This window comes from Marinobacterium stanieri (assembly GCF_900155945.1).
Taxonomy (GTDB): Bacteria; Pseudomonadota; Gammaproteobacteria; order Pseudomonadales; family Balneatricaceae; genus Marinobacterium; species Marinobacterium stanieri.
On the sequence record NZ_FTMN01000001.1, the window covers coordinates 900,356 to 916,597 of the forward strand.

General features: G+C 57.9%; 13 protein-coding genes. 5 read left to right on the forward strand and 8 right to left on the reverse strand.

Going from position 1 to position 16,242, the window contains the following annotated elements; genetic code table 11:
• Positions 1 to 27 precede the first annotated feature (27 nt).
• Positions 28 to 1,527: a CoA-acylating methylmalonate-semialdehyde dehydrogenase gene (locus BW956_RS04135; RefSeq protein ID WP_010325088.1), complete on the reverse strand. Its 1,500-nt coding sequence runs from the start codon at positions 1,525 to 1,527 to the stop codon at positions 28 to 30.
• 147 nt (positions 1,528 to 1,674) lie between these two features.
• Between BW956_RS04135 and BW956_RS04140 the strand changes: the two genes are divergently transcribed.
• On the forward strand, positions 1,675 to 2,649 hold the full coding sequence (locus BW956_RS04140; protein ID WP_076461049.1) for a LysR family transcriptional regulator: 975 nt from the start codon (positions 1,675 to 1,677) through the stop codon (positions 2,647 to 2,649).
• A 29-nt stretch (positions 2,650 to 2,678) separates the two neighbouring features.
• On the opposite strand, the gene BW956_RS04145 is transcribed toward BW956_RS04140, so the two are convergent.
• Entirely contained in the window at positions 2,679 to 2,891 is a 213-nt protein-coding gene (locus tag BW956_RS04145; protein WP_010325086.1) for a cold-shock protein, read from the reverse strand.
• 723 nt (positions 2,892 to 3,614) lie between these two features.
• On the opposite strand from BW956_RS04145, the gene BW956_RS04150 reads away from it, so the two are divergent.
• The gene (locus tag BW956_RS04150; protein WP_076461051.1) at positions 3,615 to 5,591 is read left to right on the forward strand and encodes a methyl-accepting chemotaxis protein; all 1,977 of its coding nucleotides are present in this window, start codon (positions 3,615 to 3,617) and stop codon (positions 5,589 to 5,591) included.
• Positions 5,592 to 5,618: 27 nt separating this feature from the next.
• Here BW956_RS04150 and BW956_RS04155 read toward each other — a convergent pair whose 3' ends face one another.
• From BW956_RS04155 to mtgA, 3 genes are all read right to left on the reverse strand, one after another.
• A complete protein-coding gene (locus BW956_RS04155) occupies positions 5,619 to 7,910 on the reverse strand; it encodes a YgiQ family radical SAM protein (RefSeq protein ID WP_076461053.1) in 2,292 nt (763 codons plus the stop codon).
• A gap of 140 nt (positions 7,911 to 8,050) precedes the next feature.
• Complete coding sequence (locus BW956_RS04160; RefSeq protein WP_076461055.1) at positions 8,051 to 9,370, reverse strand: Na+/H+ antiporter NhaC family protein; 1,320 nt, start codon at positions 9,368 to 9,370, stop codon at positions 8,051 to 8,053.
• Positions 9,371 to 9,577: 207 nt separating this feature from the next.
• Positions 9,578 to 10,303, reverse strand: a complete 726-nt coding sequence (gene mtgA / locus BW956_RS04165) for a monofunctional biosynthetic peptidoglycan transglycosylase (protein WP_076461057.1) — start codon at positions 10,301 to 10,303, stop codon at positions 9,578 to 9,580.
• A 502-nt stretch (positions 10,304 to 10,805) separates the two neighbouring features.
• On the opposite strand from mtgA, the gene BW956_RS04175 reads away from it, so the two are divergent.
• The 3 genes from BW956_RS04175 to BW956_RS04185 are packed head-to-tail and all read left to right on the forward strand — an operon-like array spanning position 10,806 to position 13,910.
• Positions 10,806 to 12,749 (forward strand): copper resistance system multicopper oxidase, encoded by a 1,944-nt coding sequence (locus BW956_RS04175; protein ID WP_076461061.1) that lies wholly within the window; start codon positions 10,806 to 10,808, stop codon positions 12,747 to 12,749.
• 10 nt (positions 12,750 to 12,759) lie between these two features.
• Complete coding sequence (locus BW956_RS04180) at positions 12,760 to 13,461, forward strand: copper resistance protein B (RefSeq protein ID WP_076461063.1); 702 nt, start codon at positions 12,760 to 12,762, stop codon at positions 13,459 to 13,461.
• An 11-nt stretch (positions 13,462 to 13,472) separates the two neighbouring features.
• Positions 13,473 to 13,910, forward strand: a complete 438-nt coding sequence (locus tag BW956_RS04185) for a cytochrome b562 (protein ID WP_076461065.1) — start codon at positions 13,473 to 13,475, stop codon at positions 13,908 to 13,910.
• 22 nt (positions 13,911 to 13,932) lie between these two features.
• On the opposite strand, the gene BW956_RS04190 is transcribed toward BW956_RS04185, so the two are convergent.
• The 3 genes from BW956_RS04190 to BW956_RS04200 all read right to left on the reverse strand — a co-directional run bounded on the left by BW956_RS04190 (position 13,933) and on the right by BW956_RS04200 (position 16,220).
• Complete coding sequence (locus BW956_RS04190; protein WP_076461067.1) at positions 13,933 to 14,724, reverse strand: EAL domain-containing protein; 792 nt, start codon at positions 14,722 to 14,724, stop codon at positions 13,933 to 13,935.
• A gap of 66 nt (positions 14,725 to 14,790) precedes the next feature.
• Positions 14,791 to 15,411, reverse strand: coding sequence for a flavodoxin domain-containing protein (locus BW956_RS04195; protein WP_076461069.1), 621 nt, complete (start codon positions 15,409 to 15,411; stop codon positions 14,791 to 14,793).
• On the reverse strand, positions 15,408 to 16,220 hold the full coding sequence (locus BW956_RS04200) for a DUF4198 domain-containing protein (RefSeq protein WP_076461071.1): 813 nt from the start codon (positions 16,218 to 16,220) through the stop codon (positions 15,408 to 15,410). Before BW956_RS04200 ends, BW956_RS04195 begins: the two co-directional genes overlap by 4 nt.
• Between the last annotated feature and the right edge of the window lie 22 nt (positions 16,221 to 16,242).

The following is a 16,242-nucleotide window of genomic DNA, read 5'->3' on the forward strand; positions in this document are numbered from 1 at the left end:
CGGTATACACCAGAGTGGGTGACATTGTCATTTCATTGAGATGGTTGTATTTACGCCTGCGGATTCGTTATCCGGCTCAAACCAGCGTGAGGTCACGGTCTTGGTTTGGGTCCAGAATTGAATGGCCTGTTTGCCGTTCGGCCCCAGGTCACCCAGTTTGGACGCACGAGAACCGGTGAAGCTGAAGAAAGCGACAGGGACAGGAATCGGCACGTTGATACCCACCTGACCCACATCGATATCCGCCTCGTAGTGGCGCGCGGCCCAACCGGAGTTGGTGAAGATGGAGGTGCCGTTGCCGTTGGGGTTGGCATTGATGAACTCGATAGCGTCATCCAGAGTATCGACGCATACCACGCACATCACCGGACCAAAGATTTCTTCGTCGTAGACACGCATGCCGGGCTTCACATCGGTGAAGATGGTCGGGCCGACAAAGTTACCCTCAGGGTAACCATCCACACTCACATCACGCCCATCCAGCGCCAGCGTTGCACCTTCGGCCACGCCAGACTCGATCAAATTGATAACACGGTTACGTGCCTGCGGCGATACCAGCGGCCCCAGGTCAGCATCGCGCTGAGTGCCAGGCCCCACCTTCATGGTTTTGGAATGCTCGATGATTTCCGGCAGCCATTCTTTTGCCTGGCCGACCAGCACCACGACAGAGTTGGCCATGCAGCGCTGTCCCGCTGCACCGAAACAGGAGCCGATCACGTTGTGAATCGCCTGACTGCGGTTGGCATCCGGCATGATGACACAGTGGTTTTTGGCTCCCATCATCGACTGGACGCGCTTGCCGGCAGCTCCGGCGCGGTCGTAGATGTGCGTACCGACATGGGTGGAACCGATGAAAGACAGCGCCTTGATATCCGGATGGTCACAGATCTGGTTGGCCACATCAGGACCACCATGGACCACGTTCAGAACACCCGGCGGAATGCCGGCTTCATGGGCCAGTTCCACCAAGCGCATGGTGGACGTGGGATCCTGCTCGGAGGGCTTCAGGACGAAGGTGTTACCGGTGGCAATGGCCAGCGGGAACATGAAACAGGGCAGCATGATCGGGAAGTTGAACGCCGTGATACCGGCACCCACGCCCAGCGGTTGCTGCAGGGAATACACATTGACGTTACCGGCGGCATTCTCGGCGATTTCGCCCAGTTGCAGAGAGGTAATGGAACAGGCGTGCTCAATCACTTCCAGACCACGACCCACCTCGCCTTCGGCGTCCGGCAGAGTTTTACCGTGCTCTTCCGTGATCAGTGCCGCCAACTCCTCGGTGTGCTCACGCACAAGTGCCTGGAAGCGCAACATGATACGCATGCGCTGCGCCAGGGATACCTTGCGCCAGGACTTGAAGGCTTCCTTGGCCACCGCGACTGCGGTGTTGACCTCAGCCTCAGTGGCAAAGGGGACACGGGCGACCACTTCCTGAGTGGCCGGGTTTACCACATCGCGCCAGTCATCACTGCTGGAACGAACTTTTTCACCATTGATAAACAGGGGGATTTCACGAACCGACATATCACCTGATCTCCTTATATTTTTTGTGTACTCAGGCAAAACCAAAGCAGCTAGGAATGCTTCATTTGAGTCTAACGAGGGATCGTGTTGACAGACAACAAACACTTAAGCACATTTGATGTGCAAAAATGCACAAGGATAGCCTCCATGCTGAACTGGCAAGACATGCAGATATTTCTCGAAGTTGCGCGCGCCAACCGGCTCACCGATGCCGCTCGCCGCTTGAATATAGACCACTCAACGGTGTCACGCCGCATCAGACGCTTTGAGGCCAGCCTGAACGCCCAACTGTTCGAGCGCAGCACCCACGGCTACGAGCTGGCCCCTGCCGGCAAACAGCTGCTGCTGTTCGCTGAAGAGATGGCACGCCAGGCTTCCCAGGCATCGGATAACATCAGCGACCGTAACCTGCAGGTCAGTGGCCAGATCCGCCTGGGCGTCACCGAAGGCTTTGGCACCCATGTCATCACGCCGCTGCTGGGAGCCTTCCGCCGCCGTTACCCGGATATCACCATTGACCTGCTGTCACTGCCCCGCGCCGTCAATCTGAGCCGCCATGAAGCAGACCTTGCGATCACCATCGACCGGCCCAGCAATGCCGAAATGGTGGTTTCACGCCTGTGCAGCTACCGCCTGAACCTCTATGGGGAAAAGGGCTATCTGGACCACCATGGCCGACCGAGCAACGTCAGTGCACTCAGTCGTTTTGATCTGGTGGGCTATGTGGATGACCTGATTTTCAGTGACCAGCTGGGCTATCTGGACCCCTTCCTGGCCAACCTGCCCAGCCAGCCGCGCTTCAGCCTGCGCAGCACCAGCATCATTGCACAGCTGCACGCCGTGCGTTGTGGTGCCGGTCTCGGCATTCTGCCCTGTTTCATGGCCAGTCAGGACACAGCACTGGAAGCCCTGTTAACGGATCAAATGGATATTCAGCGCGCCTTCTGGATCGCCGCACGCGGAGATCAGCGCCAACTGCTGAGAGTACGCCTGTTATGGGAGTTCCTGAAAACAGCCATAGAGGCCAACCAGGGGTTCTTGATGGGAGAAGCAGAGGGAGGTTTGCAGATGCCTGTGGCGCAAGGCCTGTTGGCAGGGGTAGAAACTGAACAGCGGGCATGAAGCCCGCTGTTGCGAATCCGAACTGTTAGTTATGCAACAACAGTAACGTTTTCGGCCTGAGGACCTTTCTGGCCCTGAGTAACTTCGAAAGTTACCTGCTGGTTTTCGTGCAGTGTGCGACGACCAGTACCGTTGATAGCGCGGAAGTGAACGAATACGTCCGGGCCATTTTCCTGCTGGATAAAGCCGAAGCCTTTCTCATCGTTGAACCACTTTACGGTACCGGTAACGAGCTGTGACATTTTTTGCCTCTTTCTTTTGCATGTACACCAGCAAAATGCTGGCTTTTCTTATGTTTGGACCCACCCAGGTGTGGCCCGGTTGCTAAGGCCTGCTTACACAGACCCTGACCCTCGGTTGCCTAGGCAACTTCAGTCGTTTTCAGTCCTCGGACCCTCCGGGACAGAAACTTTTCACGTACGCAGAGCTGGTTTACCGCTACCGACGCAATCTGTTTCCCCAGCATAGATTTCTTGTATTGCGAAACCGTGACGCCCTTCAAACGGCAACAGACATGCCATTAGACGAACCACTGAGGTTGCCAGAGACAGGTAAGTTGTACTGATAACAGAAGGAGTAATACCGAGAGTAACGCGGGGGAACGATCGATCGGGGTGGGCTTCAGCAGGTTGCAGGTCAAAACAGGACCTGACCCTTGGCATGAGGGCCCTTGTATCATGGAACGCGGTATCCGAACCGCTTGCGTACTGATGTATCAAGTAAATCTGACTCCGTGCCGGCCCTGACCGGCTGCCCGGGCACCCGTTTTTGGTGGGCTCCGGCTAAATCGCTTTCTTGCATCATACCCCAGTATCAAGCAAATACAATGCTGTGTTGTACTTTTTATGCGCGTCGTTTAAGGAACCCGACACAGGTCAAATTTGCTACTTACAGGCATTCAGGCCTACTCTACTTATGCCCCCTTTTAACAACGAATGATTCACTCCAGACGCAAGGACGTGACCATGGCCTTCAGATTCATTCACAAGATACTCCTGCTTATTCTGTTGCCCGTTATCGGCATCACCCTGCTCCTTGGCGGCATCATCCTGACCCAATACCAACAGGCCGATGTACTGGAAACACTGGAAACCCAGGTTGAACTGACGACCTATAACAGCTCGCTGGTGCATGAACTGCAGAAAGAGCGCGGCGCGACCAGTGGCTGGCTGGGCGCTGGCACCCAGGCCTTTGCCGACAAGCTCAGCAAACAGCGCCAGCTCACCGACCAGGCACTGCAGCGCTGGCAGGGATATTTGAGGCAAAACAGCTTCAGTGACCCGCGTATCCAAAGCATTCTGGAAAGAGCTCAACAGCAGCTGCGCCAGCTGAGCGATATTCGCAGCCAGGCAGATGATCGCACCATTGCCCTTGGCAAGGCGCTTGGCTACTACACCCAGCTCAATGCCGACCTGTTAAGCGGGGCAGCAACCATCGCCAATATCAGTACCGATGCCCAGATTGCGCGCAGCTCGGCTGCCTTCTATGCCTTCCTGCAAGCCAAGGAGCGCGCCGGTATCGAACGTGCGGTCCTGAGTAACGTGTTCGGCAGCGACCAGTTTGGTCCGGGGCTCTATCAGCGCTTCATCAATCTGGTATCGGAACAGAACACCTACCTTAAGCAATTCAATGCCCTCGCCCCTGCCGCCAGCATTCAGGCCTTTGAAAGCATGGCACGCTCTCCAGAGTTCAAGGCTGTAGAGCAGTTGCGCACGGTTGCGATGGAAAAAGCCGGTCAGGGGCAGTTTGGCGTCAAGGGGACTGACTGGTTTGACCGGGCGACTGACCGCATCAACCTGCTGAAAGACTTTGAAGACAACATGGCCGCCCAGCTGATCGCAACTGCCAGCGGAGCACATGAGCAATCCCTGATCCGCACCGGCATAGGGCTTGCCGCACTGGTGATCACCCTGCTGCTGGTTGGCGTGATATCGCTGTGGATTATTCGTGGCCTGCACCGCCAGGTGGATGCCCTGGCCGCTACCATGGCCAGCGTGCGCAATGACAACGACCTCACCGTCCGGGCTGCAGTGCTGTCCGGGGATGAACTGGGCACCACGGCCGAACACCTGAACGAAATGCTGGGGCAGTTTGCCACCGCCATGTCTGATGTTGCCCGTGCCAGCCGGCAGCTGCACGAGGAGTCGCAGAACACTTCTCGCGTGGTGCATGAAGCCGAGAAGAATATCAAATTGCAAAGCGATGAAACCATGCAGGTAGCCGCTGCCGTGGAAGAAGTCTCAACAGCGGTACAGGACGTGGCCAACAGTACGGTCAATGCATCGGATGCCGCGCTACAGGCTGACCAACTGGCGCAGGATGGTCATGCCAAGGTGGCCGCTGCCGCCAATGCAGTGGCGAACCTGGCCCATGACAGTGAGCAACTGGCCGAAATGACCGCGCGCCTGAATGAAAGCAGCCAGAAGATTTCTGATGTTACGGATGTGATCAACAGCGTATCCGAGCAGACCAACCTGCTGGCACTGAACGCCGCGATTGAAGCCGCCCGTGCCGGCGAACAGGGACGCGGCTTTGCCGTGGTGGCTGATGAAGTAAGGACTTTGGCCCAGCGCACCCAGGCGTCCACATCGGAAATCGACGCTATCATCCGTAAGCTGCAGCAGGAAACCCAGCAGGCCAGTGACCTGGTGGCCAGTAATCAACAGGATATGCTGCAGGCCACCGAACGTGCGCAGGAGGTGGAAACCGCTCTGGATGCCATCGTGGCGGCCATTGCCAGCATTACCAACATGTCGACTCAGATCGCCGCCGCTGCGGAAGAGGAGTCCACCGCCATCAACGATATCGGCAAGAATATTTCACGGATCGATACCAGTGCCGAAGCGATCAAGGACAGTGCACACAGCCTGTCCTCTCACGCGGAGCAGCAACTGCAACTGGCCGAGGGCCTGAGTAATCTGATTTCGCGCTTCAAGATCTGACCGGCTTACGCCGGTAAAACATCCAGGTTAGCGTACGCGGGCGCGGGGCTTCTGGCCCTTGCCTGCGGCAGCTGAACGCCCCGCCGAACGACCACCGCTTTTCTTGCGACCGCTGTCACCGGATTTTTTGCCCCCGGTGTTACGTGGCGGCAAGCCGGTATGCTGAGTCAGCAGCTTGCCCTTGCCCGCACGGTTACCGCCGGCGCGGCTGGACTTGGGCGAGTTCTTGCGGCGCGGGTTGATATGCTGGGCGTCGTCCGGCTGGGTCGCCGGGATCAACTGCTTGTCACCATCACCGATCAGGTCGGCACGTCCCATGGCGGTCAGTGCTTCACGCAGCAGTGGCCAGTTTTCAGGATCGTGGTAACGCAAAAACGCCTTGTGCAAACGGCGCTGACGCTCCCCTTTCACGGTCTCCACTTTCTCGCCGCTCTTCTTGTAGGTAAGCTTGCGCAGCGGGTTGCGACCGGAGTGGTACATCGCCGTGGCAGTGGCCATGGGTGAGGGGTAGAACGCCTGTACCTGGTCTGCCTTGAAGTCATTGCGCTTGAGCCAGAGCGCAAGGTTCATCATGTCTTCGTCACTGGTGCCCGGGTGCGCCGCGATGAAGTACGGAATCAGGTACTGATCCTTGCCCGCCTCCTTGGAGAACTTCTCGAACATTTTCTTGAAGGCGTCATAGGTGCCGATGCCCGGTTTCATCATCTTGTCGAGTACGCCACGCTCGGTGTGCTCAGGGGCAATCTTGAGATAGCCACCCACATGATGTGTCACCAGCTCACGCACGTATTCCGGGTCTTCCACTGCCAGGTCGTAACGCAGACCAGAGGCGATCAGGATCTTGTTAACACCCTTGAGATCACGCGCCTTGCGGTACAGCCCGGTCAGCGAGCTGTGATCGGTATTCAGGTTCTGACAGATACCCGGGAATACGCAGGACGGCTTGCGGCAAGCCGCTTCGATCTCGGGGCTTTTGCACGCCAGACGGTACATGTTGGCGGTGGGGCCACCCAGATCGGAGATCACGCCGGTAAAGCCCGGTACCTTGTCACGAATTTCTTCGATTTCGTTCAAAATCGACTCATGCGAGCGGTTCTGAATGATGCGCCCTTCGTGCTCGGTGATGGAGCAGAAGGTACAGCCACCAAAGCAGCCACGCATGATATTGACCGAGAAACGGATCATCTTGTACGCCGGAATCTCGGCATCGCCATAGACCGGATGCGGAATGCGCTGATACGGCAGACCGAACACATGGTCCATCTCTTCGGTGGTCAGTGGAATGGGCGGCGGGTTAAGCCAGACTTCCTGATCACCATGCAGCTGAACCAGCGCGCGGGCGTTGCCCGGGTTGGTTTCCAGATGCAGCACCCGGTTGGCATGGGCATAAAGCACCGGGTCCTTGCTGACCTTCTCGAATGACGGCAGGCGGATGACCGTCTGGCTCCGATCCAGCTTCACACGTGGCTCGATGTGCAGAATCTGCACTTCGTCTTCGGCTTCCATTTCAGCGGTTTCGCCGTCATCACGGCCGTTTTCCAGCTGGCAGGCTTCCAGGTCACGCGTGTTCACATAGGGGTTGATGATCTTGTCGATCTTGCCGGGACGGTCGATACGGGTGGAGTCGATCTCCATCCAGTCAGCCGGTGTATCTTTGCGGACGAAGGCGGTGCCGCGCACATCGGTAATTTCGTTCACCGCTTCGCCACGGGCGATACGGTGCGCTACCTCTACAATGGCGCGCTCGGCATTGCCGTACAGCAGCAGGTCGGCGCGGGCATCCAGCAGGATGGAGCGGCGTACCTTGTCCTGCCAGTAATCGTAATGGGCGATACGACGCAGAGAGCCTTCGATACCACCCAGAATAATCGGCACTTCTTTATAGGCTTCACGACAGCGCTGGCTGTACACCAGGCTGGCACGGTCCGGGCGCTTGCCCGCCTTACCGCCAGCGGTATAGGCATCGTCGGAGCGAATCTTGCGGTCGGCCGTATAGCGGTTAATCATGGAATCCATGTTGCCGGCGGCAACACCGAAAAACAGGTTGGGCTTGCCCAGCGCCTTGAAGGCATCGGCTGAATGCCAGTCCGGCTGAGCAATGATACCGACGCGGAAGCCCTGCGCTTCCAGCAAGCGGCCGATGATCGCCATGCCAAATGACGGGTGGTCCACATAGGCATCGCCGGTAACGATAATAATGTCGCAGCTGTCCCAGCCGAGCTGGTCCATCTCCTCCCGGGACATGGGCATGAAGGGAGCAGGACCAAAACATTCGGCCCAGTATTTGGTGTAATCAAAAATCGGTGTAACTGCTTGCATGAAGATCCCGGAATAGAGGCGCGTGCTTGGCGCGCGAGTATAGCGCATTTTTTGAACAGTGCCGACCAAAGTCCAATACCCGCGCCCGAACGCAAACGGCCCCGCAAGCGGGGCCGTTCAGGTCAGCGTCTGTCTGTCACTCAGGCAGCGGCTTTGGGTGCCGGCTTACCGATGATAATCGACAGGACCGCAACAGCGGCAAGTGCCCAGCAGTAGTGGATATTGCCAACAATGACCAGCGGCGACAGACCGGCGATCGAACCGGCCAGCAGCACCTGGGCACCGTAGGGCAGCATGCCCTGCACGACGCAGGAGAATATATCCATCAGACTGGCACTGCGGCGCGGATCGACATCGTAACGCTGGGCAATATCCTTAGCCAGACTGCCGGAAATCAGGATCGCCACGGTGTTGTTGGCCGTGCAGACGTTGGTCAGCGCCACTGCTGTGCTGATACCGAACTCACCGGAACGACGGTGTTTTTTCGGGTCGTCACTCTGGCGTGACAGCTTGTCGATCACACCGGACAGCCAAACCAGACCACCCTGGGATTTCATCAACGCGCCCAGGCCACCGATCAGCAGCGACAGAATCAGGATTTCCTGCATACCGGTGTAGCCGGCATAGATATCCTTGGACCACTGCGCCACGGTGTAGGCATCCTGCATGAAGAATCCGACACCGCCGGCCAGCAGAATGCCGACGAACAGCACCAGCATTACGTTCAAACCTGACAACGCCAGCACCAGCACCGCCAGGTAAGGCAGCACGCGGACCAGGTCATAATCGCCCGGCGCTTCGACCTGGGCACTGCTGCCCTGGATGAACAGCCACACCAGTGTCAGCAGCGCGGCCGGCAAGGCGATCTTGAAGTTGAGGCGGAACTTGTCACGCATCTCACACCCCTGGGTACGGGTCGCGGCGATGGTGGTATCGGAGATAATCGACAGGTTGTCACCGAACATGGCACCACCAATAACCGTACCGATGGTCAGCAGCAGCGACAGGTCGGTCGCTTCGGCTACACCCACGGCGATAGGCGCAATGGCGGCAATGGTACCCATGGAAGTGCCCATTGAAGTGGCGACAAACGCCGTAATAACGAACAGACCCGGCAGCACCATGGAGGGCGGGATAATACTGAGACCGAAGTTAACGGTGGCGTCGACACCACCCACCGCCTTGGCCACACTGGCAAAGGCACCGGCCAACAGGTAGATCAGCACCATAGTGATGATGGTGTTGTCACCCACACCGCTGATGAAGGTTTCAATGCGCTCGTTCAGGCGGCCTTTTTGTAGCATCAACGCCAGAACGATGGCAGGCAAAATCGCGACCGGAGCCGAGATCTGATAAAAGGCGAACTCAACTTCAGCCGCCTGGTAGTAGAGACCACTGCCGATAAACAGGGCCAAAAAAAGTCCGAGTGGCAGCAGTGCCAATGGAGAATTCTTTGTCATGCTGGTGTCCGAATTATCTCTGACCGATCAGGCCAAATACTTACCACCGCTTCGCCGGATCGGCCAAGACAGTGAACGGAATCAAGGAGTTGCGCGCTATATCGAGCAGCTCGACAAGCGTCCATGCGGGATATTGGCGACGTCATGCGCCATAAAAGAGCCTTTTATACATTAAACGACATAAAAACTGAAGGTTTTATAACTCAATTACTCTATCGAAGTGACCCAGCCATTGCCGAGCTGACGCATCTGCTGCTGGATCCAGTCGGCGCGTTGGCGCACATAATCCGTCGGCGGCTGTGCCACATACAACCAGGGGTTGGGCAAAATGGCCGCAAGGCGCGCCGACTGGTCCACCGTCAGGCGTTCAGCCGGGCGCTGATACCAGTATTCACTGGCCGCTCCCACGCCATAGACACCTGGCGCAAACTCGACGATGTTCAGGTACAGCTCCAGAATACGCCGCTTGCCCAGTATGCCCTCCAACATCAGCGCCAGCGGCGCTTCCATGCCTTTGCGCACCCAGTCACGACCGGGCCAGAGGAAAAGATTCTTGGCTGTTTGCTGCGTCAGCGTGCTGGCACCTCTCAGCCCCTTGCCGTCCATCGCCTCGGATACCGCCTGCTGCACGGCGTGAAGATCGATGCCGTTATGCAACGGGAAGCGCTGATCCTCACTGGCGACCACCGCCAGCTGCATGCTGACCGGGATTTGCTCCAGATCGACCCACTGGTGGCTATACTCCTCCGGGTAACCGGCCGGGCTGGTTAACTCGCGCCAGGCCAGCCAGGACCAGACCGGCGGGTTGATCACCTTCAGGCCAAGCACAATCAACGTCAGCAGCAGTACTGCGGCCAGCAGACTGCGCCACAACAGGCGCCAAAGCGGGCGTAGCAGGTAACGGGACAGTTTGGATGGGGGACGACTGGCCAAAAGACCTCTGTAAATGATTCCAAAAGATTAAGGAAAGGTGCGGAACTCTCGCGCTAAGCTCCGGTCATCTTGTAACTACTATGCCAAACTCTGATTACCACTGTCATGCTTGATACGCCCCGATACAGACTCACAGGATTGCTCAGTGCCCTCTCACTGGTCCTGCTGTTGCTGGCACCGGTACTGGTGTCGGCCGTACCTGTATCAAATGATGTAGCCGTCGGTATGATGGCCCACGGGCATGACAATCAACATGGCGAAGACAGCAGCCTGTCTTGTTGGCAGCAATGCCTGAACAGCTGCAGCAACCACTGCACACCGGTTTTAACCAGCTTGCCGCTGGCCCACCAGGCCAGCCATCGCCTTGGTCAGTCTCGGCCAAACCTCTACCAGCCCCTCTTCCCCTCGGGGCTGCACCGCCCTCCAAGAACCTGAACAGCTTTTAATTCCGCTGCCCATGACGGGCAGCCAAGGACTTTATTTGCTGTTCAGGAGTACTTTCATGAGCAAGGACAACGTTTTACGTGCGCCTTCACGGCGCCGCTTTGTCCAGGGGCTGGCCCTGGGCGGTCTGGCCGCGGGGCTGGGTTTGACTGCACGCCCGCTGCTGGCTGCCAAGGCACCATCAACAGGTAACGCGCCGGTACTGACCGGCACCACATTCGATCTCGACATTGGCCACCAACTGGTCAACTTCACCGGCAAGGAAAAACTGGCGACCACCGTTAACGGTTCCCTGCCGGCTCCGATTTTGCGCTGGCGTGAAGGCGAGCGTGTACGCCTTAATGTCAGCAACCATCTGGACTCGGACTCATCCATTCACTGGCACGGCCTGATTCTGCCGTCCGAAATGGACGGCGTGCCGGGGCTGAGCTTTGATGGCATCGCCCCCGGTGAAACCTTCACTTACGAGTTTGATGTACAACAGAATGGCACCTACTGGTACCACAGCCATTCAGGTTTTCAGGAACAGACCGGTCTCTACGGTGCCATCATCATCGATCCCAAGGAGCCGGAGCCCTTCAGCTACGATCGTGAGCATGTTGTGCTGCTGTCGGACTGGAGCGATACGCCCCCGGAGCAGGTCTACGCCAACCTGAAAAAGATGAGCCACTACTACAACCGGCGTGAGCGCAATCTGACCGATGATCTCATTCCCGAGATCAGGAAGGATGGCCTGGGCACTACTCTCTCGCGTCGGCAGATGTGGGAAAAGATGCGCATGAGCGACCGCGACATCTCCGATGTAACCGGCTATACCTACACCTTTCTGATGAACGGCCAGACCCCGGCCAGTGGCTGGACCGGCCTGTTCACACCGGGCGAAAAGGTACGCCTGCGGGTGATTAACGCGGCTGCCATGACCTTCTTTGACCTGCGCATTCCCGGCCTGAAAATGACAGTGGTAGCCTGCGATGGCCAGCATGTGGAACCGGTCGACGTGGATGAATTCCGCATCGGCGTTGCCGAAACCATAGATGTCATCGTGGAACCCCAGGCCCATCAGGCCTATGCCCTCTTTGCCCAGGCCATCGATCGCTCCGGCTATGCCTTCGGCCAGCTGACGCCAGACCCGTCACTGACCGCAACGCCGCCACCACTGGACCCGGCCCCCGAGCTGAGTCACATGGATATGGGGATGGATATGAGCGGTGCCGGCCATGACGGGCACGGCAGCAGCCATGCTGCTCAGAATCCGGGCCATGACGGGCATGTCATGCCGATGTCGAATGCGCATGATGGGCACGCGATGCCCATGCCTGCAGCAGCCCCCATGAATCACGGCAGCATGAACCACGACAAAATGGAACACGGCAGCCCTGATGCAGACATCCACAAGGCTATGCATAAAAGCATGCATCAGGGCATGTCTCATGCAGCAGGCAAGACCATGGAACCCGCTTACAAGGGTCATCCGCTCTCGGCTGGCATGCCGGTTCATGCCGACAGCGAGTACGGCCCTCATGTGGATATGCGTGCCGAAGCACCGCAATACCGTCTCGACGATCCGGGTGTTGGCCTGCGCAACAACGGTCGCAAGGTTTTGACCTATGCCGATCTGCGCAGCCTGCACCCCACGCCGGATACGCGCGAGCCAGGCCGCGAGATTGAACTGCATTTGACCGGCAATATGAGCCGCTACATGTGGTCAATCAACGGCATTCGCTACGCCGAAGCCGAGCCCATTCACCTGACATACGGCGAGCGCGTTCGCATCACTCTGGTGAATGACACCATGATGCCGCACCCGGTTCATCTCCACGGCATGTGGAGTGATCTGGATACCGGCGATGCCACTCACCTGCCCCGCAAGCACACTCTGGTGGTGCAACCGGGTGCCCGGCTGAGCTACCTGGTCACTGCCGATGCCCGCGGCGAGTGGGCATTCCACTGCCATCTGCTCTATCACATGATGGGCATGTTCCGAAAAGTCGTGGTCAGCTAAGGAGAGAAACATGAACAAACTGAGATACTTGCCCCTGCTGGCCCTTTTGACCCCGACACTGTCACAGGCAGCCATGGACGATGACCCGTTGCTGGCCATGCTCAATGTAAAACAGCTTGAAGCCTCTTACAGCGAGGATGACACCCGCCTGCAATGGAATGTAGAAGGCTGGCTCGGCACCGATTTGCACAAACTGGTGCTGACCAGCGAAGGCGCGCGCCTGGATGGCCGCAGCGAAAGCCAGGAACTGCGCCTGTTTTATCGCCGCGCCATCAGCCCCTACTGGAACATGGAGCTGGGCTGGCATCATGAGCCTCTGGCCGAGCAGCGTGATGATCGCGCCCTGATCGGCTTCAGCGGCACAGCCCCCTGGTTTATCGAAACCGAGGCGACCCTGCTGGCTGGCCCGGGCACTGACCTGAGTGCAGAGCTGAGTCTGGAACGCGAAGTCCGGCTATCCCGTCAATGGGTACTGGCCCCCGAAATCGGCCTGACAGCACACAATTTCAGCGATACCGCCGAACATCAGGGCAGCGGTCTGTCGGACCTGGATCTGGAGTTACGCCTGTTATGGGAAATACGTCCTGACGTTATGCCTTACGTCGGTGTCACCTGGGAACGTAAACTGGGAGATACTGCTGATTTGGCCCGCGCGACAGGACATGACGTTGAGGAAACCCAGTGGCGACTGGGTATAAGTTTCTGGTTCTAACGGAGATCACAATGAAACACACAATAAAAAAAGCGGCTTTTACCCTTGGCTTGCTGGCCCTGCCAATGGCAGCCAGCGCCCACAGTAATCATTGCGAGGACACTCAGCTGGGCGAGCAGATGAAGTCGCTGAAGGACAGTTTCAAGACCTATCGCCAGGCCCTGTCTGAAGAGGATTGGCAGCAAATGGCGGCAGCACGTGGGGACATGCAGGAACTCGCGGAAGCAGCCGCTGACGAGCGCCCACTCAAGCTGCATGATCTGCCTGCCGAGCAGCATCCGCAGATGATGCAGGATTATCAGCAAGGTCTGGACAGGCTGAATAACCTGTTTAACCAGCTGGCCGAGGCAGAACAGACGCAGGATGCTGATACCGCTACCGACCTGGTGGGCATGATCGGCAAGCACAGCAAGCAAAGCCATGAGTCCCTGCGCAAGGATTGCGACTAGACTCATTTGCCTGCCGCCGGCCTCAGGCCGAGCGGCAGGGTTTCAACCGGGCTTCAAGTTGACGGCCATCGAGGTGGTCATTGGCACCGGCATCCGGCTGCCATGCCTGAATAAAGTCATCACGGAACAGAAATCCCTGCACCGCATCCACGCCCAGATCGCGAGCACGGGAAAACTGCTGTTCGTTCTCCACGCCTTCCAGAATAACGGTTTTGCCACTGGCTCTGGCGAAGCTGATCAGGGCAGCAAAAAGCGCATCCGCATCCGGTCCAGTCAGCCGGCATAACCAGTCCCTCGCCAGTTTGACGTATTCGACACCAGCCAACAGATCGAAGGACACCAGACTGTCCTGCGCGCCCACATCATCCAGCGCCAGCGGAAGTCCCGCGCCGCCGAATGCCTGCTGCATGGCGATACTGACCTGCGCATCGGACACCGAGCTGTTTTCAATGATTTCCACCACTGTACCTGCACGGTGCTCCAGTAGCGCAACCATGGGATGCACTGGCTCGTTCAGAAACACTTCAAAGGCATCCTGATCGATATTGAGAAAGAGGTTTTCACTGTCCGGCGCATGCTGAAGTTGCAGCTGCTTGATGCGATATTCCATCTGGAACAGGCTCAAGGGGCTGTCATGCAAGGCACGAAACACCCGGTCGGGCGGCAGGCGCCCGCCGCCATGAACGCGAAAGCGCGCCAGGGCTTCATGGCCCAGTACACGTCGGTCAGTCGTCGATACGATCGGCTGATACTCGACGCCAATTCCGATACCACCCAGAAAATCCAGCAGGATCGCTGGTGAAATGTCATACATGCATAGCTCACTTAGTCTGCTGTCTTGTGCAGCAGTACGAGACGGATGCGGCGATCCCTGCCGAATTCAGGCACTGGAAACGGTTGCCTCCTGTAACAACTGGCGATACCAGACGTCCAGCATGCGCGGGTCAGCCTGGCTCACCTGAACGGTGGCAAACAGCGGTTGGGCACCGGCTTGCTGCATGCTGTGGGTCACATCCAGTCCAAAGGCGCAGAAGCGCGGATAGCTGCGATCTCCCAGCGCCAGAACAGCAAAGGGACGGTGTGCAAACGCTGCCGAGACGCCCTCATCATCCCAGCCAATCCCGGTCTTGGGCGGATCACCATCACCGGTAGTACTCACCACCATCAACAGCGCCTTATCCGGGGGCGAAACACTGGCAAGACGGTTAAGCGCTACCACTTCAGCACTGAAGCCGGCCTTGCGCAGGCGCTTGCGTGTTTCCTGTGCCAACTGGCGTGCGGTGCCGGTTTCGGTGCCATAGGCAATCCAGTAGTCCTGACGCCCAGCGGACTGAGTGTCATCAGAACGCGCCCGGCGCAGGCCACGCCAGAGCACCAGGGCGTATGCCACCAGTGCCAGGGACGCAAGCCAACGCCGGTCGGTATCGACACTGCCCAGCTGCCAGACCAGCACGAGAGCCAGCCCCAGCAGCAACAGCAAGGTCTTTACGCCGATCTTCAAAGCGGCAGCACCTCAAGGGTAGCGGTGTAACCCAGGCGTTTGGTCGCCCCTTCAATTTCGGTGGAGGGCTGCTCACCTTTCAGGTTGAGCCAGTACATGCCCGGTTCCTCAAAGGTGACCTTGAGATGACCTTCGTCATCCGTGGTCAGTTTGATCTCGTCGACGTCATCACGGTAACGGATACCGCCACGGATCAGCACGGCTTCCATGCCCTTGGCCGGCTGGCCGTCTGCCAGAAACTGGAAAGTCACTTCCTCGCCGGTAAAGAGATCATTCGGGTGGGTGACCGGCACCAGCTCAAGGCCGTCACCGGTGGGCTTGAAGGTCTCGTCACTGGGAGCACCCTTGGTCACGAATACCTGCATGCGGTTATCCACTTCACTGATCTGCAGATCTTGTGCATCCTTGGGAATACGACGTTCCATCTTTTCAGCGCGGCCGAACCAGCGTTTAGGCTCACCATCCTGGGTGTAACGCGCAAAAATGCCCTGGCGGCGCATTTCCAGGGTATAGGTGCCATCTTCCTTGAGTTCCACATCAAAGGTAGAGCGGTATTTGCCCTTGGCCTGGTTCTGCGCTTCCACCTCAGCACCCGTGGGCGAGGTAATTTTCAGTCCGCCCAACTGCAACGGGAAATGTTCGAAATAGAACAGGCTGTTGGACACGGCACCATCCACCGTCACCCAGGTATTCTCACCCGACAATACCGTTGCCGAAGGCAGCATCCAGGTACGGTGCGCCTGGGCATTCATGGCGGTTCCCAAACCCAGTGCCAGCAGGGCACAAGCGCTCAAACGTTTAATATTCATCATATTTCCTTATCGGTTGTCG